14 protein-coding genes and 1 pseudogene are annotated in these 16,751 nt (G+C 42.1%); 5 read left to right on the top strand and 10 right to left on the bottom strand.

What is annotated here, in order from left to right; translation table 11 throughout:
- The 8 genes and pseudogenes from EKM78_RS10045 to EKM78_RS10075 all read right to left on the bottom strand — a co-directional run.
- Positions 1-673 (bottom strand): annotated as a pseudogene (locus EKM78_RS10045) (hypothetical protein); the annotation flags it as partial.
- Positions 674-960: 287 nt separating this feature from the next.
- Positions 961-4,128 (bottom strand): carbamoyl-phosphate synthase large subunit, encoded by a 3,168-nt coding sequence (carB, locus tag EKM78_RS10050; RefSeq protein ID WP_125771870.1) that lies wholly within the window; start codon positions 4,126-4,128, stop codon positions 961-963.
- Positions 4,112-5,209 (bottom strand): carbamoyl phosphate synthase small subunit, encoded by a 1,098-nt coding sequence (locus tag EKM78_RS10055; protein WP_125771872.1) that lies wholly within the window; start codon positions 5,207-5,209, stop codon positions 4,112-4,114. Before EKM78_RS10055 ends, carB begins: the two co-directional genes overlap by 17 nt.
- 216 nt (positions 5,210-5,425) lie before the next feature.
- Positions 5,426-5,596 (bottom strand): hypothetical protein, encoded by a 171-nt coding sequence (locus EKM78_RS12770; protein WP_164507299.1) that lies wholly within the window; start codon positions 5,594-5,596, stop codon positions 5,426-5,428.
- A 740-nt stretch (positions 5,597-6,336) separates the two neighbouring features.
- Entirely contained in the window at positions 6,337-6,615 is a 279-nt protein-coding gene (locus EKM78_RS10060; RefSeq protein ID WP_125771874.1) for a LysR family transcriptional regulator, read from the bottom strand.
- Positions 6,616-6,683: 68 nt separating this feature from the next.
- The gene (locus EKM78_RS10065; protein ID WP_125771876.1) at positions 6,684-7,685 is read right to left on the bottom strand and encodes a FecCD family ABC transporter permease; all 1,002 of its coding nucleotides are present in this window, start codon (positions 7,683-7,685) and stop codon (positions 6,684-6,686) included.
- Positions 7,682-8,680: a FecCD family ABC transporter permease gene (locus tag EKM78_RS10070; RefSeq protein ID WP_125771879.1), complete on the bottom strand. Its 999-nt coding sequence runs from the start codon at positions 8,678-8,680 to the stop codon at positions 7,682-7,684. Before EKM78_RS10070 ends, EKM78_RS10065 begins: the two co-directional genes overlap by 4 nt.
- Positions 8,677-9,471 carry an ABC transporter ATP-binding protein gene (locus EKM78_RS10075; RefSeq protein WP_125771881.1) on the bottom strand — a complete coding sequence of 265 codons (795 nt, stop codon included), beginning with the start codon at positions 9,469-9,471 and terminating at the stop codon, positions 8,677-8,679. Before EKM78_RS10075 ends, EKM78_RS10070 begins: the two co-directional genes overlap by 4 nt.
- A 269-nt stretch (positions 9,472-9,740) precedes the next feature.
- Between EKM78_RS10075 and EKM78_RS10080 the strand changes: the two genes are divergently transcribed.
- Both EKM78_RS10080 and EKM78_RS10085 read left to right on the top strand, forming a co-directional pair.
- Positions 9,741-10,553, top strand: a complete 813-nt coding sequence (locus EKM78_RS10080; RefSeq protein WP_425453546.1) for an ABC transporter substrate-binding protein — start codon at positions 9,741-9,743, stop codon at positions 10,551-10,553.
- Positions 10,554-10,839: 286 nt separating this feature from the next.
- Positions 10,840-11,061, top strand: coding sequence for a hypothetical protein (locus EKM78_RS10085; protein ID WP_125771885.1), 222 nt, complete (start codon positions 10,840-10,842; stop codon positions 11,059-11,061).
- Here the strand turns inward: EKM78_RS10085 and EKM78_RS10090 are convergent.
- Both EKM78_RS10090 and serC read right to left on the bottom strand, forming a co-directional pair.
- Positions 11,045-12,214 carry a 3-phosphoglycerate dehydrogenase family protein gene (locus tag EKM78_RS10090; RefSeq protein WP_125771886.1) on the bottom strand — a complete coding sequence of 390 codons (1,170 nt, stop codon included), beginning with the start codon at positions 12,212-12,214 and terminating at the stop codon, positions 11,045-11,047. The genes EKM78_RS10085 and EKM78_RS10090 overlap by 17 nt on opposite strands.
- A gap of 2 nt (positions 12,215-12,216) precedes the next feature.
- Positions 12,217-13,299, bottom strand: a complete 1,083-nt coding sequence (gene serC / locus EKM78_RS10095; RefSeq protein WP_125771888.1) for a 3-phosphoserine/phosphohydroxythreonine transaminase — start codon at positions 13,297-13,299, stop codon at positions 12,217-12,219.
- Positions 13,300-13,833: 534 nt separating this feature from the next.
- On the opposite strand from serC, the gene EKM78_RS10100 reads away from it, so the two are divergent.
- The 3 genes from EKM78_RS10100 to EKM78_RS10110 are packed head-to-tail and all read left to right on the top strand — an operon-like array spanning position 13,834 to position 16,545.
- Positions 13,834-14,451, top strand: a complete 618-nt coding sequence (locus EKM78_RS10100; protein WP_125771890.1) for a histidine phosphatase family protein — start codon at positions 13,834-13,836, stop codon at positions 14,449-14,451.
- A gap of 12 nt (positions 14,452-14,463) precedes the next feature.
- Positions 14,464-15,270 (top strand): glutamate 5-kinase, encoded by an 807-nt coding sequence (gene proB / locus EKM78_RS10105; protein ID WP_125771892.1) that lies wholly within the window; start codon positions 14,464-14,466, stop codon positions 15,268-15,270.
- A 12-nt stretch (positions 15,271-15,282) separates the two neighbouring features.
- A complete protein-coding gene (locus EKM78_RS10110) occupies positions 15,283-16,545 on the top strand; it encodes a glutamate-5-semialdehyde dehydrogenase (RefSeq protein WP_125771894.1) in 1,263 nt (420 codons plus the stop codon).
- Positions 16,546-16,751: the final 206 nt, after the last annotated feature.

Here is a 16,751-nt window from a genome sequence, read left to right on the forward strand (position 1 = left end):
AATATTGTGGATCAGTTGTGCTTGAACCTAATGCAACTTCATATGGATCAGTATATTTAAGAGCAACTGAAGAAATAGTTGTTGCTTTCTGTACAGGTTCAAATGTTACATCCTTTGTTCCAACAGCTGTATCTCCTTTATATGCAGTAATTCGTAATGTGATGGCTGAAGTATCAGCATTCTTAATGTAGAGTTTAAAGTCGGAAGCTGAAGTAAGCACTGTGCCATCTCTGACACCTTGGATTCCAAAGGTAATACCTACTGTTGTACTTAAAGCTTGGGTATCACTTGCCAATGGATCAGAACTTAGTGCACTTTTAATACTTGTTATTCCAAATAATCCTGTTAGCGCAGTTGATGAAGTATCTAATGCGTGTTTACCATAAGCTGCGGTAACATCACTAAAATCTAGTGTATTTGTTGGCGTTACAGTGGATTGAATCGTTCCAAATACACGATTCAATGAAGCTTGCGTGGCATCATCTAATGTAGAACTATCGGTTGTTGTACTTCCATTATCGGAAGATTGATCGTCTGAAGTTGTAGTTGTTGGTGCACTCGTTGCATCATCTGCTTTAGCAGTAGAAGCGGTACTAAATACGGGTGCCGTAAGTGGTGCGATCATTAATAGCGTGGCAGCAGCAACACCGGCATATTTGATATTTTTTTTCATGGTAGAAAATCCTCCCAGTATTAAGTTTTCGTAAATTCGATTTGTTATCGGCTCAGATATCTCACTAATCATTCACCGATTACGGGTAAAATATAGCACGCGTTGAAACACCCCAATTTCAGATTAGAAAAGATTTTTTTAACATAATTAACGCATCATGCAACTAGTCGCCAAGTGTGATCGATACAATTTTCACTAAAAAAAGACACTTTTTGGGCAAAAAAATAGACCGGCTCATTTTTTGAGTCGGTCTATAATTATGCTTATAAACGTTATTAAATCAACAATCAAATACTATGAATATAATACGATTGTGCTTCCAAAACTTTTAATATTGCGTCGACAGTGTCCAAGGCTGTGAATAATGGCACAGAGTGTTCTGTCGTAACGCCGCGCATTACTTTACCATCTGTTTCACCAGATTCTTCTTCGTCGATCGTGTTGACTACTACTTGAACTTGCTTGCTGCCGATCATTTCCATCATGGCATCAAATGAGTCGTCGAAGCCTTCAACGGCCAAACCTTTTTCTTTGAAGAATTTGGCGGTGTCATTTTCGGCCAGGATCTCATAACCTAGTTCAACAAAACGAGAAGCTAAACCTACTGCTTCTTCTAGATCAGCGTCTTTGACACTGAAGATGACCTTACCAGCTGAAGGAACGTGTGTCTTAGTTCCCTCAAAAGCTTTATACAAGGCTTTTTCATAAGTAGTGTCAGTTCCCATGACTTCACCAGTTGACTTCATTTCTGGTCCTAACAAACTATCAACGTTTGCGAGTTTCGAGAAGGAGAAGACTGGAGCTTTCACGTGGATCAATTTACCAACAGGAGCAACGCCATTCTTGTAGCCTTGATCCTTCAAGCTTTGTCCCAAGATGACCTTGGTAGCGATCTGAGCCATTGGGATATCAGTAACTTTACTCAAGAAAGGCACTGTTCTAGAAGCTCTAGGGTTCACTTCGATGACGTAAGCTTGATCATTTTGAACGACAAACTGGATGTTCATCATACCGATACAGTTCAGATCATGGGCTAGCTTTTCAGTATAGTCGACGATCTGATCTTGAACGTGTTGGGAAAGAGTTTGTACTGGATAAACCGACATGGAATCTCCCGAGTGGACTCCGGCACGTTCGACGTGTTCCATGATACCAGGGATCAAGACGTCTTTTCCGTCACAAATAGCGTCAACTTCACATTCCTTACCGACCAAGTAATGGTCGATCAAAACAGGATGATCGTGAGAAACTTTTACCGCATTGTGCATGTAGTAATTGAGTTCCTCTTTCTTATTGATGATCTCCATGGCACGTCCACCAAGCACGTAACTAGGACGTACTAAAACAGGATAGCCAACTTTGTCGGCGATCTTTACAGCTGTGCCTTCATCGCTAGCTGTGTCACCAGTTGGGTGTGCGATATTGTTAGCGACAATAACTTTTTCAAACTCATCACGGTCTTCGGCACGGTTGATGTCTTCAACAGACGTACCTAGAACTTTGACGTTGTGTTTCAAGAGTGGTTCAGCTAAGTTAACAGCTGTTTGGCCACCAAATTGCAAGATGACACCTTCTGGCTTTTCGAGTTCGATAACGTTCAACACGTCTTCTAGAGTCAAAGGTTCAAAGTACAATTTGTCAGAGATCGAGAAGTCAGTTGAAACTGTTTCAGGATTACTGTTCATTACGATAGCTTCGTAACCAGCTTTTTGGATAGCTTTAACTGAGTGAACTGTGGCGTAATCGAATTCGACACCTTGACCAATTCTGATCGGACCTGAACCGATAACTAAGATCGAAGGTTTCTTATCAACAACACTTTCATTTTCAAATTCGTAAGTGCTGTAGAAATATGGTGTTTGTGAAGCAAACTCGCCGGCACAAGTATCGACCATCTTGTAGACTGGCGTGATGCCATTATCTTCCCGTAATTTTTGAACGGAATCGATGTCGACATCCCAGATCTTAGCAATCGATTTGTCAGCGAAACCATTTTTCTTAGCGTACAACAAGACGTCGAGGTCTTGAGGATTGTCGCGTAATTCACGTTCGATCTCAACGATGTGCAACAACTTATCAAGATAGAACAAGTTGATCTTCGTCATATCAGCGATCTTCTCGATCTTGTAGCCACGACGGATCGCTTCAGCTAAGTAAAAAAGTCGATCGTCTTGAGCAACGACTAAGCCGTGATCAAGTTCTTCATCAGTCAATTCATGTAATTCCGGTTTATCTAAGGAGATCAAACCGATCTCAAGTGAACGAACAGCTTTTAAAGTAGCTTCTTCGATATTTCTACCGATAGCCATAACTTCACCGGTAGCTTTCATTTGCGTACCTAGAGTACGGTCAGCATGGGTGAACTTGTCGAATGGCCAGCGAGGGATCTTGCAGACAACATAATCTAAAGCTGGTTCAAACTCAGCATAAGTTGTTCCGGTCACAGGGTTGATGATCTCATCAAGTGTTAGACCAACTGCGATCTTAGCAGCTACTTTAGCGATCGGATACCCAGTTGCTTTTGAAGCTAGGGCACTAGAACGACTGACACGAGGGTTAACTTCGATCACGAAATACTTGAAGCTGTTAGGATCTAGCGCTAACTGAACGTTACAGCCACCTTCGATCTTCAAGGCACGGATGATCTTCAAGGAGACGTCACGTAACATTTGGACTTCCCGGTCTGACAATGTTTGCACTGGTGCATAAACGATCGAGTCACCGGTATGGATCCCGACTGGATCAAAGTTTTCCATGTTGCAGACTACCATTGCGTTGTCAGATGCATCACGCATAACTTCAAACTCGATTTCTTTGTAGCCAGCAATACTTTGTTCCAACATACATTGAGTTACTGGAGATAGACTGAGCCCATTTTGCAAAATTTCACGAAGTTCTTTTTCGTTATCGGCGATACCACCACCGGTTCCACCCATGGTAAAAGCTGGACGGACGATGATCGGATAACCGATTTCATTTGCGGCTTTGACGCCCTCTTCTTCTTCATGAATGATGGCTGACTGAGGAACAGGTTCGTTGATCTCGTTCATCAAAGAACGGAATTTCTCACGATCTTCCGCTTGATCGATAGCTGACATCTTTGTTCCTAAGAGTTCGATGTCTAGTTCTTTCAAGATCCCTGAATCGTCTAATTCCTTAGCCATGTTCAAGCCTTGTTGGCCACCTAATGTAGGAAGGATCGCGTCAGGTCTTTCTTTGCGTAAAATCTTTGAGACAAATTGATAAGTAATTGGTTCAATGTAAACTTTATCGGCGATTTCGGTATCAGTCATGATCGTAGCTGGATTTGAGTTGACCAAGACGACTTGGTAACCTAATTCCTTTAAAGCTAAACAAGCTTGTGTTCCGGAATAATCAAATTCAGCAGCTTGACCAATAATAATTGGACCAGAACCGATCACCATAATCTTTGAAATATCAGTTCTTTTCGGCATTTGTGATTGTCCCCTTCGCTTTATTTTCATCGATCAACTTCATAAATCTGTCGAATAAATAGTCGGCATCGTGTGGACCAGGAGCAGCATCCGGATGATATTGCACAGAAAAGGCCGGATAGATCTTATGTCTCAATCCTTCAACAGTTTTATCGTTGATTTCTTCATGAGTTACTTCTAATTGAGTTGCATCAAGTGAATCACGATCAACAGCGTACCCATGATTTTGAGATGTAAAATCAATTCGACCAGTAGTTAAGTCCCGAACAGGGTGATTGAATCCACGGTGTCCGAATTTCATTTTGTAAGTATCAGCGCCATTAGCTAAGGCAAAAAGTTGATGACCCATACAGATACCAAATAGTGGAACATGTTTTTCAACTTCACGGATCATATCCAAAGTAGCAGGAACGCTCTTAGGATTACCAGGTCCGTTAGTTAACATGACACCATCAGGATCTTGAGCTAAAACTTGTTCTGCTGTAGCGTCAGCTGGCAAGACCATTAAATTGCAGTCGCGATCTGATAGTTCTCTTAAAATTGAGTGTTTTAGACCATAATCGACTAAAACGACTTTTCTACCATGTGTTGGAACAGGATATGCACTTGGTGTAGTACTTTGTGCTATTTGATTAGTAGGAAGTTCTGTGTTCTGGAGATCTTTCACTGTGTTCTCAGTTACCTCATCAACAATAGTTGCTTTCAAGGCACCTTTAGCACGAATGTGTCGGGTAACAGCTCGAGTATCCACTCCCTGGATTCCAGGAATTCCATTTTCCGTTAAGTATTCGTCCAGTGATAAGTCCATTCTCCAGTTATTTGCTCGTCGGGCCAGTTCATGTACTACTACACCTTTGCAAGTTGGAGTAATTGATTCATAGTCATCACGGTTAATGCCGTAATTGCCTATTAGTGGGAAAGTAAACATCAAGATCTCGCCATTGTATGACTGATCTGTTATTGATTCTTGATAGCCGGACATTCCAGTACTAAAAACGAGCTCGCCCACTGCGGCCGTCTTTGCACCGAAAGCTTGTCCTGGATAAATATTGCCATCTTCTAATACCAAGTAACGCTTCATTATTCCGCCCCTTTCGTCTATAAACTGACCTGCCAAAAGCGATTTTAGGCAAAAAAAATATACCTAGTTGCTTTTGGTCATATTTGTTAGTAACCACTCGGAATTGAATACGAACAATGCGCATACCAATCCCATTTTTGTTTCGTGATTGTATTAAATTGTACAACTACTGAGGAAACATTGAAACAGTTTTCTGAAATAAGATTAAAAAAATTATTAATATTCGTTAATAAAATTGTTTTGATAGGGGTTCATTGCCGGCGGAGGGGTTCCGGGAATATCGCCGCGGAACGCCATGGACGCCACTTTGAACCAATCGAGAAGACCGCTCGCTTGTTTCAAAGCTGGGTCTTTCACTAAGCGGTGAACCGCTAAGTGAAATTTCATGGCTGACGGCGAATTCCCTCCACCCCTCCGCCTGAACGCCTCTACACTGCTATTTTTCGGCTTTCCTCCGTGGTGGGTTTGGTGCTCCATTCCTTTATTGGAATAAAGATTTTCACCGTATTAATCTTGGTTTTCTAATTTTTCTATAACTTCTGGTACTTAGAAAAATATACGGTCCAAGTTCCAAAACACGAAAAAGTGCACCTACCATTAGTTAAATATTTAACTAACACTTTCATTATATTATGAAACATAAGATAACGAAAAATAATTGTCTCGGAAAAGTCTCCCCCCCTAAACTACTTAGCGATACATATGATTTTTCACAATAAAAAAAGCCCCCCCTGTTTCCACAGTAAGAACTTTGTTTGAATATTCTTCAATTCTTAAAAACCGTGCTCTAACATAGATTCACCAGATAGAACCCGAAATCTGTATCATAGGAACGCGATAGATATTAATACCATCTCTTTCAACTAAACAATTTTGTAGAAAAAAGATAAGTACCGTTACCCCCACCCCAACAAAGAGTGTCCACTACCTTAGGTTCTGCGGGGGTGGAGGAAATTCGCCGTCAGATGTGAAATTTTTGTTGGCACGGCAAAGGCCGTGCTTACAAAAAGGTCGAGCTTTGAGATGCCTGGGTGCCTTTCCCAGGTAGCTCAAGGTCGGCCCACGTCGTTCCACGGCGATATTTCCGGAACCCCCGCAGAACCGGCAATGAACCTCCTCACAAACTACTACTTCTTATTATATTCTGGATCGTCCATGTCTCTTTCTATATCAATACCATATAGATCATTGACCGCTGCATCTTTATCAGCTGGATGTACTACTAAAATTGTTGTTGCGCCTTTGCTGCTGACGTAGCCAACAAAAGTCGTGACCTCTTCTACTAAATATGGCAAACCGTCTGAATGGATGATATATTCTCCGGCTACTGGCATACTTTCTAGAAATACCTTGTTCATTCTGATGTAGTCGTCGCCATCGTGTAATACTACTAATACTTTATACATTGTGGTCACCTTCTTATGTTGTTTAGTTTTAACTTTTTTCCTGATTTTGGCAAGAATTTTCCACTATACTATTTATTCGACTTGATCAAAATGTAGACGAAGTACGGTGCACCGATGATGGCTACTAATACTCCGACTGGGATCTCTGTGGTGGTGCTGATCATTTTGCCGACGGTATCGGCTAATAATAGTAAAAAACTGCCTAAGGCTCCTGAAAGGATCAGTTGGTGACTGTGTTTGAAACCGATGACTCTTCTCGCTAAGTTTGGCGTGATCAATCCGATGAAGCCGATGCCTCCACTGATCGAGACGCTGACTCCAGCTAAGATGACGGCAGCTGCGATCAATATTATCCGTTCCCTTTTTAAGTTGACGCCTAATGATTGAGCTACTTCGTCGCCGAGATTGAAAGTATCTAAAACTCGCATTTTTGAAAAAATAAAAATCAAGCAGATAACGAACCATGGTAAGAGCATGAGAATAAATTCCCAGCTAGTGCCCCAAATGCTTCCGGCTAGCCAGTTCATGACGAATTGGTAATTTTGTGGCGAGAGTTTGATGGTCAATAAGACCATGATCGAGGAATATAGTCCTGATAAGGCAACACCGGTCAACAACATTCGATTGGCAGTGATGCCAGTTTCTTTTTTATAAGAAAAAGCGAAGACAATGACGGTACTGATCAAGGCTCCGATCAAGGCCATCGTTGGTAGAAGGAATAAATTGGCATCTTGATTTTTGACTAAGGCGATAAAAAGCATGACCGCGATACCGGCCCCGGAATTGATACCTAGAAAACTCGTATCGGCCATCGGATTTTGGGTCGTCGACTGTAACACATTACCGGCAATCGCCAGCGCGAATCCTACTAAAATCGTGATAGCGATCCTTGGCATCCGAAAATCGAAAATGACCATCGATTGCGTATAGGTACCTTGGCCCATCAATAGATTCATGCTCTCATTTGGTTTGATGCTCATCTCACCAGTGTTCAAATTGATGATCGCTGATACCACTATCAAGATGACGAGGACTAGTAACCAAGTAGTAAGTTTAATTTTCTTTGTCATATTTGATTACCATCCCTTCTAGCTAAGTAGATGAAGAATGGTACACCGACTAGCGAAATAATTATCCCAAACGGCGTTTCTCTAGGTGGATCGATCGTTCTAGCTATTAGATCAGCTAAAACTGTTAGATCAGCTCCTAGTAAAACTGTCATCGGGATAACTTTTTTATTATCGGTCCCGACTAAGAACTTGGCGATGTGTGGGATGATCAAGCCGACAAAAGCTACCGCTCCCACTAAGGACACGGAAATACCCGATAAGATGACAACGCAGACTAAAGCTAGTAGTCGGATCGAAAGGATATTTTTGCCCAAGCTTTTGATCGAATCGTCACTCAAACTGAGTAGATTCAAATTTGACGACATGAAGTACACCACGATCAAAGCAATGATGATCCAGGGCCCGAGACGAGTGAGTTGCGCCCAACTGACCGCCGAGATCCCGCCGAAGTGCCAGAAGGCTAGATCTTGCTTGAGATTGGCAACTACGGCGACCCCCTCACTAATGGCCGTGAAAAATGCACTAATGGCCATCCCGGCCAAGACTAAAATCGTCGGACTCATTTGTGACTTCTTCAGCGAACTGATCAGAAAAACTAAACCAGCGGAAATTCCGGCACCAATGACGGAAAAAGCTGTGGTATTGAGGGTCGACATTTTGGGAAAAAAAGTAAAACAAAGCGTCAACATGAAGGCGGCTCCGGCATTAATACCTAATAAGCCGGAGTCGGCCATCGGGTTTTTGGTGACACTTTGCATCAACGCCCCACTGACCGCTAAAGCTGCTCCGATCAACATGGCACCTAAAACTCGTGGAATCCTGATCGAGACGATGATCCGTTGGTCGATGTCTTTAGGATCATAGTGAAAAATGGCATTAAAAACGGTCCCAGCTGAAGTCTGATTAGATCCATATCTAACACTCATCAGCAATAACAAGAACAAGACCAAAAGAGCAACCGTAATTTGGAGCGAGTATCTTAGATTACTTTTCAAGCCGATTCCCCCGATCTCCATCGGTCATACGATAAGATCATAGGCTTGCCGTGGTCTTCAACGATATTGGCATCGATATTAAAAATATTGCGTAAGTTTTCTTTAGTGATGACTTGATCGACCGTCCCTGCTTTTTGCAAGAAACCATTTTTAATGGCGATCAGTTGATCGGAAAATCTAGCTGCGTGGTTTAAATCGTGCAGCGCCATCACAATAGTCCGGTCTTCCTTTTCGTTTAGTTCTTTGATCAAGAGCATGACGTCTAATTGGTGCGTCAAGTCAAGATAAGTCGTGGGTTCGTCCAAAATGATCGTGTCCGTATCTTGGGCGATAGCCATCGCGATCCAGGCACGCTGTCTTTGGCCACCAGATAAGGTGCTAAGATGACGGTCAGCTAGATCTTGAACAGAAGCTTTTTCCATCGCCCAATCGATTTTTTCATGGTCTAACTTTGACAAGCTAGAAAAGCGATGACGATAAGGTATCCGCCCAAATGTGACTAGTTCTTGAACTGTCATATCGTTGGCGACGTCACTCGATTGTGGTAGCACCGCAACTTCTTTAGCCATCTCGCTCGTTTTCTTCTGTTCGATATTTTCGCTGTCTAAAAAGACCGAGCCATTACACGGCTTCAGCAATCTGGCGATAGTCCTGATCAAGGTCGACTTCCCGCAGCCATTGGGTCCGATCAAGGTAGTGATCTGCCCTTTAGGTATTTGGATCGATAGATCATGGATCGTTAATTTTTTATCATAGTTCACACATACTTTCTTCGTTTCGATGATATTCATAGCAAACTCGATTCCACATTCCTTATAAATATAATTATGGAATATTTTTTATTCGATTTAATAATATTATTTTAACTTATTCTATTGACATTTTGTAACGCTTTCATTAATAATTTACATAATTCTAGCATTAATGAGGGGGAAGAACTATGAAAGATAATAAATTTCTGAAAATAAGTTTTTTACTAGCGATGGTTTTCACAATTTTCCTAGCTGGTTGTAGTAATTCGAACAGTTCTGATTCATCGACCAGGACGCTGAAAGATTCAATGGGACATGAAGTAAAAGTCCCCTCGCAACCTAAGCGAGTCGTTGGAAGCTACTTAGAGGATTACTTAGTGGCCGTTGGCGTTAAACCAGTAGTCCAATGGTCGGTCAAAAATGCCACGGGTACGCAAGAATACTTGAAAAAAGATCTCAAGGGCGTGCCAACGATCGACTATTCACTACCATACGAAGCTGTCACCAAAGCCAAGCCTGATCTGATCCTTATCGGAAACGACAGCGCCGTCCAAAATGGCAAATACAATCAATATAAAAAAATCGCACCAACATACGTAGTCAAAAATGGTACCAATGTATCATGGCGTCAACAATTCACAGACGTGGCCAAAGCCGTCAACAAAACTGACAAAGCCAACCAAGTCTTGAATAAATATGACAAAAAACTAGCATCAGCTAAAAAAGAACTAAAAGAAAAAGCAGCAAACAAATCAGTGGCAGTACTTTGGGTAACCAACAACTCAGCCTTCATGGTCAGCGACAAATCAGCCAGTGGCTCATTACTATACGGAGACCTCGGCCTAAAAGAACCTGACCTAGTAAAACAAGTATCAGAAAAAGCCACCGCCGACTGGTCATCAGTATCTCTAGAAAAACTAGCCAAGCTAGATGCCGACTACATTTTCCTAGTAAACAGCGACAAAGACGCCGACATGTTCAAAGACCCTATCTGGTCAAACATAAAAGCAGTCAAAAACCACAACCTATACCAATACGGCGACGACTCCAGCTGGCAGTATAAAGGACCAATAGCTTATACACAGCAAATCGATCACGTATTAAACGACATAGCAAAGTAGAGAGCGCAGCGAGGTTGGTCAGCTGCTGAGGATTAACGCGGGTGGTCGCACAAGGTGCTGCGAAGCAGTGCCGCGACCACCCGTGTTAACCGGAGGCCGCTACCTCGCGGAGCTCGTTTCAACATCCTTGAGGATAAAGATTAAAAAACACTATCCAATTTGCAGCAAGTTTAGCAAGACAGAATGGAAAGCACTATCCTATATCCACAGATCAGTCTTTTCTGACAGGTCTAATACACAGGTCTCTAATCCGTAAAATACGTTCCAACAAACTACCGGGCAACGTTTGGCAATTAAGAAAACGCAGTTTGGCAACCAAAATACCAAAATTTGGCGTCAAAACAACAGAAACCTGGTAACCAATCCAAATCAACAAAAATACACCACCACCAAAATAACAACTCAGTCACCAAAGGGTTGTTATTTTTTTACCCCAAATCATCAAAAACAAGAACAAAAAAAGACAGCCCCAGCTGTCTCCAAAAAAAACACTACCGATGTGAAATAATCCGTACCCGATGAACTTCCTTGATCTCATACAAAGCATCGATCAAATTCTTCCCGTTTTCACCATCAATCGAATTAACATCAGCAATAGTATAGGCAACTCCGCCCTTAGCAGCGTTAGCCATATTCTCGATATTAATATTACGATTAGCCATCTGTGTTGCGATCTGACCAACCATGTTCGGAACATTTTGGTGAATAACAGTCACTCGATAAGGTGCTTCAAAAGGAACTTTCATATTAGGCAAGTTCACCGAATTCGTCGTATCGCCTGATTCAAGGTAGTTCATAACTGTGTTAGCTCCTTGAACAGCACCGTTTGATTCGGCTTCTAAAGTTGAGCCACCAATGTGTGGCGTGATAGTGATATTTTTATGGTCAGCGATGATGGGTTCCCCAAAGTCGGTACAGTAATGTCCGATTTTTCCTGCATCGATTCCTTCGACAACAGCTTTATTATCAGTGATACCAATTCTTGAGTAGTTGAACAAGACAACATTATCTTTCATGGCTGTGATCTCAGTAGTACTGATCAAGCCGGTAGTTTCTTCGTTTTTTGGAACATGAACTGTTACGAAATCAGCATTCTTAACGGCACGTCTGATCGAACCGGCGCGTTCGACTTGGTTATCGATCCGCCAAGCGGCACTTGAAGTCAAATGTGGATCATAACCGACAACTTTCATCCCCAAAGCTGTTGCGGCGTTAGCGACACGTGAACCGACATTTCCCAAACCGATCACAGCCAAACGTTTACCGGTTAGTTCTGTCCCGTTGAACTTAGTCTTATCCTTTTCAGTTCTTTGGCTGACATCAGCTTCCGTGTGCTTATTTGAATAGTCGTTAGCAGCGAACAAGTTTCTAGCCGTTGCGACCATCAATGAGATGATCAATTCTTTGACTGCGTTAGCGTTACTTCCAGGAGTATTAAAGACGGCGATCCCTTTTTCAGTAGCGCGTTCAAGTGGAACGTTATTGTACCCTGCCCCACAACGAACGATAGTCTTCAAACTCTCAGGAAATTTTGCCTCCAACAAATTGACAGAGCGGATCAAATAGGCATCAGGATTTTCACTTTGGTTGATCTTGAAATCGTCTGAAAAAGTCTCCAACCCACTATTAGCAATTGCATTAAAAGTTTTTACTTGATACATGATTAATTTCCTCCATTTTCTTTTTCAAATTTATTTAAAAAGTCGACCAAAGCGACCGCCCCTTCGTATGGCATCGCATTGTATAAACTAGCACGCATCCCGCCAACGGAACGGTGACCTTTGATATTGAGCAGACCATTGTCAGCAGCCTCAGCGATCAATTTTTTATCCAAGTCAGGGTTGCCAGTTACGAACGGAATATTAACTAGTGAGCGATCAGATTTAACGACTGGTGCGGTAAACATTTTTGACTGATCTAAAAAGTCGTACAACAAGTTCGATTTTTTCCGGTTGCGCTGTTCCATTTCGGCAACACCACCTTGTTCCTTCAACCACTTCAGGACTAAGCCAGCGGCATAAATGGCGAACACTGGTGGAGTGTTGAACATCGATCTCTTCTTAGCGAATAACTGATAATCGATCATACTTGGCAAATTTTGAGCCTTGCCGATCAAATCGTTTCGGACGATAACGATAGTCAAGCCAGCGATACCTAAGTTTTTTTGAGCACCGGCCATGATCGCACCGAAGTCTTTGACGTCGTACTTTTGACCCATGAAATTAGATGACATGTCGCCGACTAATTCCGTCTTACCAGTATCGGGTAGTTTAGAAAAAGCTGTACCTTCGATCGTATTATTGGTGCAAACGTGGATGTAGTCATAATCATCATCTTTGATCTGTGGCATCTGTGGTAATTTCACATATTTCTCATCCTTAGTTGAAGCTAAAACGTCAACGTCAACATTGACGCGACTAGCTTCAGCACCAGCACGATCAGCCCAATGACCACTATCTAACAGGCCGATTTTGTGATATTTAGTGGCTAAATTCAGCGGAGCGGCGGTAAATTGTAATGTTCCTCCGCCCTGGAAAAAGAGCACTTGATAATTATCGGGGATCTCCAATAAATCACGCAGGTCTTGTTGAGCTGAATCGATAATATCATCGAAAAGCTTAGAACGATGGGAGATCTCCATCACACTCATACCGGAGTTCTTGTATGAAGGTAAATCCTGTTTGATTTGAGCGATAACTGGATCTGGCATCGTAGCTGGACCAGCTGAAAAATTGTAGATTGTCATTTGGTTTTTCCTCTTTCTTTTTGGTTGTAGTTTTTTTTGCTTTGGTGGTGGACAAGTGTTGCTTTGGTGCTGGGCGTTTGTTGGTTTGGTGCCAAACGTTGATTGCTTTGATACCAAACGTTCGTTGCTTTGGTGCCAAACGTTGATTGCTTTGATACCAAACGTTCGTTGTTTTGTTACCAAACGTTGCCCGTTTTATAGTGGAAACGAGCTCCGAGGCACAGCGGCCTCTCCGCTCTCTTGAAAATAAAAATCCCTCACGGACGAAGTCTGTGAGGGTATCATTAGCTTTTAATTAGAAACCTCACAGTTAGAATGTCTATTCTACATGAGGTTTATTGCACTCGTTAATAAGCCTACATGTATATACGTGTAGACAAGGAGGATACTGTTAGGCTAAAATTGATTACATTAAACATATTAAAAAACCTCCAATTAACTTAAAGACACTGTAACAATTAGTTTTTAAATTGTCAACTAGCTATCGTTTCATATTCGTAGCATAATTAAGTTAATAAGAGAGAGGAAGACATTATGACTGAATTTTATTTGATCAGACACGGACAGACTGACGCCAACGCCCTAGGCCTGAAACAAGGCACGATCAACACGGACATTACTTACTTAAATGATGTCGGCAAAAGCCAAGCCCAAAATTTGGCCAAAAAATTTGATATCAGCTTTGCGGACCGGATTTTCTGCAGTCCCTTGCAACGGACTCAAGATACTGCCGCATTCCTTAACGACGGTCATGATCTCCCGATCGAACTTGATGATAGGCTACTCGAAATATCATACGGCCAGTGGGATGGGCAAAAAAATGCGGAATTGCGAGAAAAATATCCCGATGTCTTTAATTTTTATTGGAACGATGTTCTTCCTACTTACACTAAATACGCCACTGAAGGTGAAACTTTCGAACACGTTATCGAACGTACGCACGACTTTTTAACCGAGACAACGAAGAAGTTTCCTGATGACAAGATCATCGTGGTCACCCACGGATTCACTGTCAAAGCCTTTGCTCTGGATATATTGCGACCGAATGATTTAATGAGCCTGCCAGAACCTCGAAATACCAGTGTTACCAAAGTAGTTTCCTTATCAGAAGATGAAACTTATTTGGAATACTACAATCAATTTTTTAAATAAGGACATTAAATCATGCAAAACAAACGAGAATTATATGCAGATCGAATCGTAATCAAAATCGGAACCAGCACTATCATTCACAACAATAGTCAACCAAATATGAAGGTGATCGATAAACTAGCCTACGTGCTCAGCAGTCTAAAAAAAGCTGGCAAAGAAGTCGTTTTGGTAACTTCCGGTGCCATCGGCGTGGGAATGGGCGTTTTAGGAATGAATCAGCGCCCTTTCAAAATTTCTGAACAGCAAGCAGTCGCTTCGATCGGTCAAACTGAATTGATCCAGCTTTACAACCAAGCCTTACAGAAAAACGGCATGGTCGCTGCTCAAATGTTGTTGACTAAAGACGTAACGAACTTCCCTGAAAGTCACACCAACGTTATGAACACCTTCCAAGAATTGCTGCAAGTCCCAACCGCCATCCCTATCATTAACGAAAATGACTCCGTAACCGTTTCGGAAATGGATCACCATACAAAATTCGGTGACAACGATCAATTGTCAGCGATCGTTGCTAATTTGATCAATGCTGACCTTTTGATCATGCTGTCGGATATCGACGGATTTTACAACGGCAATCCCAAGCTTGAATCGACGAAGAAATACGAAACCGTGCGCGCAATCAATGAGGAGATCATTGGCGCAGCTGGCGGACATGGCAGTAAATTTGGAACTGGCGGCATGACTACTAAACTTAAGGCTGCCAAATTAATATTGAAGCACCATCAAAAAATGATCTTGGCCAGCGGTAAGGATCCTGAAGTCATCTTGAATATCCTCGCTGGCGAAAACGTAGGCACCTTGTTCTCAGAAAGTGTTTAAGGAGGAATCATCATGACGAATTTGACAAAAACCAATTTAATCGAAATGGGTCAAAATGCTCAAAAAGCCGAATTTCAGCTGAGTCAATTAGGAACAGTTGAAAAAAATCGTGCTCTCAATAAAATGGCTGATGATCTGGAAAAAAACGCAGAAACGATCCTCAACGCTAATCAAACAGATTTAGAAAATGCCAAACAAAATGGCATGGCTAAAGCTATGCAAGATCGCCTTTTGTTAGATAATGACCGTATCAAAGGGATGGCCAACGGGCTTAGAGAGATCGCGGATCTAGAAGACCCTATCGGCAAAGTCGACCGTGGCTGGACCACTGAAGATGATCTAGACATTATCCAAACGAGAGTCCCACTAGGCGTCATTGGTATCATTTTTGAGGCTAGACCAAACGTCACTGTCGATGCAGCTGGATTATGTTTTAAAGCCGGCAATGCTGCTTTTTTAAGAGGTGGTAAAGAAGCCATCAACTCTAACATTGCCTTAGCAAACACCTTGCGAAAATCTTTAGCAGAATCTAAAATCGACAAAAACAGCGTTCAATTGCTGGAAGATACTAGTCACGAAGTGGCCCAAGAAATGATGGAATTAAGCGACTATCTTGACGTCCTGATCCCCAGAGGTAGTGGTAAATTTATCAAAATGGTCGTCAATAAAGCGAAGGTCCCTATCATCGAGACCGGTGCCGGCAACTGCCACATTTACGTCGACGAATTCGCCGACTTCGACAAAGCTAACAAGATCATTTTAAATGCTAAAGTCCAAAGACCATCAGTCTGCAACGCTGTCGAAAAGATCGTTGTAAACGAAAAAATCGCCCCCGATTTCTTGCCAAAATTAGCTGAAGAACTACGTGCTAATCATGTCGAAATCAGAGGCGACGAAACCGTGCAACAGATAGTTAAAGATGTTATCCCAGCGACTGAAGACGACTGGTACACTGAGTACAACGACTATATCATTGCTATTAAAGTGGTGAAAGATATAGACGAAGCAATTGCTCACATTAATAAGTACAATACTAAACACAGTGAGTCGATCATTACGGAGAACTACCACAATGGTAAACAGTTCCAGAAGCAAATTGACGCTGCTGTGGTGTATATTAATGCTTCTACCCGGTTTACTGATGGTAATAAGTTTGGTTTTGGTGCTGAGATCGGGATCAGTACTCAGAAGTTGCATGCTCGCGGGCCTATGGGGGCTGGTGAACTTACTACTACTAAGTATTTGGTTGATGGTGATGGACAGATACGAGTTTAATTTATATTATGCTAACCATTTGATGGTTGGCATTTTTTGTTGGTTAGGTGGGTGGTGGTATTTTGGGTGTACGTTCAATGCCGGTTCCGGGGCGGGGCGTTATATGGGATTGGAACGTAGCCGACTGCTTGCTACAATTTTTTTAACCGGACAGATGAAAAACAATAATCAGTCCGGGAGACGATAACAATGAGTAGGAAAAATAA

Origin of the sequence: Companilactobacillus furfuricola, assembly GCF_003946325.1 — a bacterium.
Classification (GTDB): domain Bacteria; phylum Bacillota; class Bacilli; order Lactobacillales; family Lactobacillaceae; genus Companilactobacillus; species Companilactobacillus furfuricola.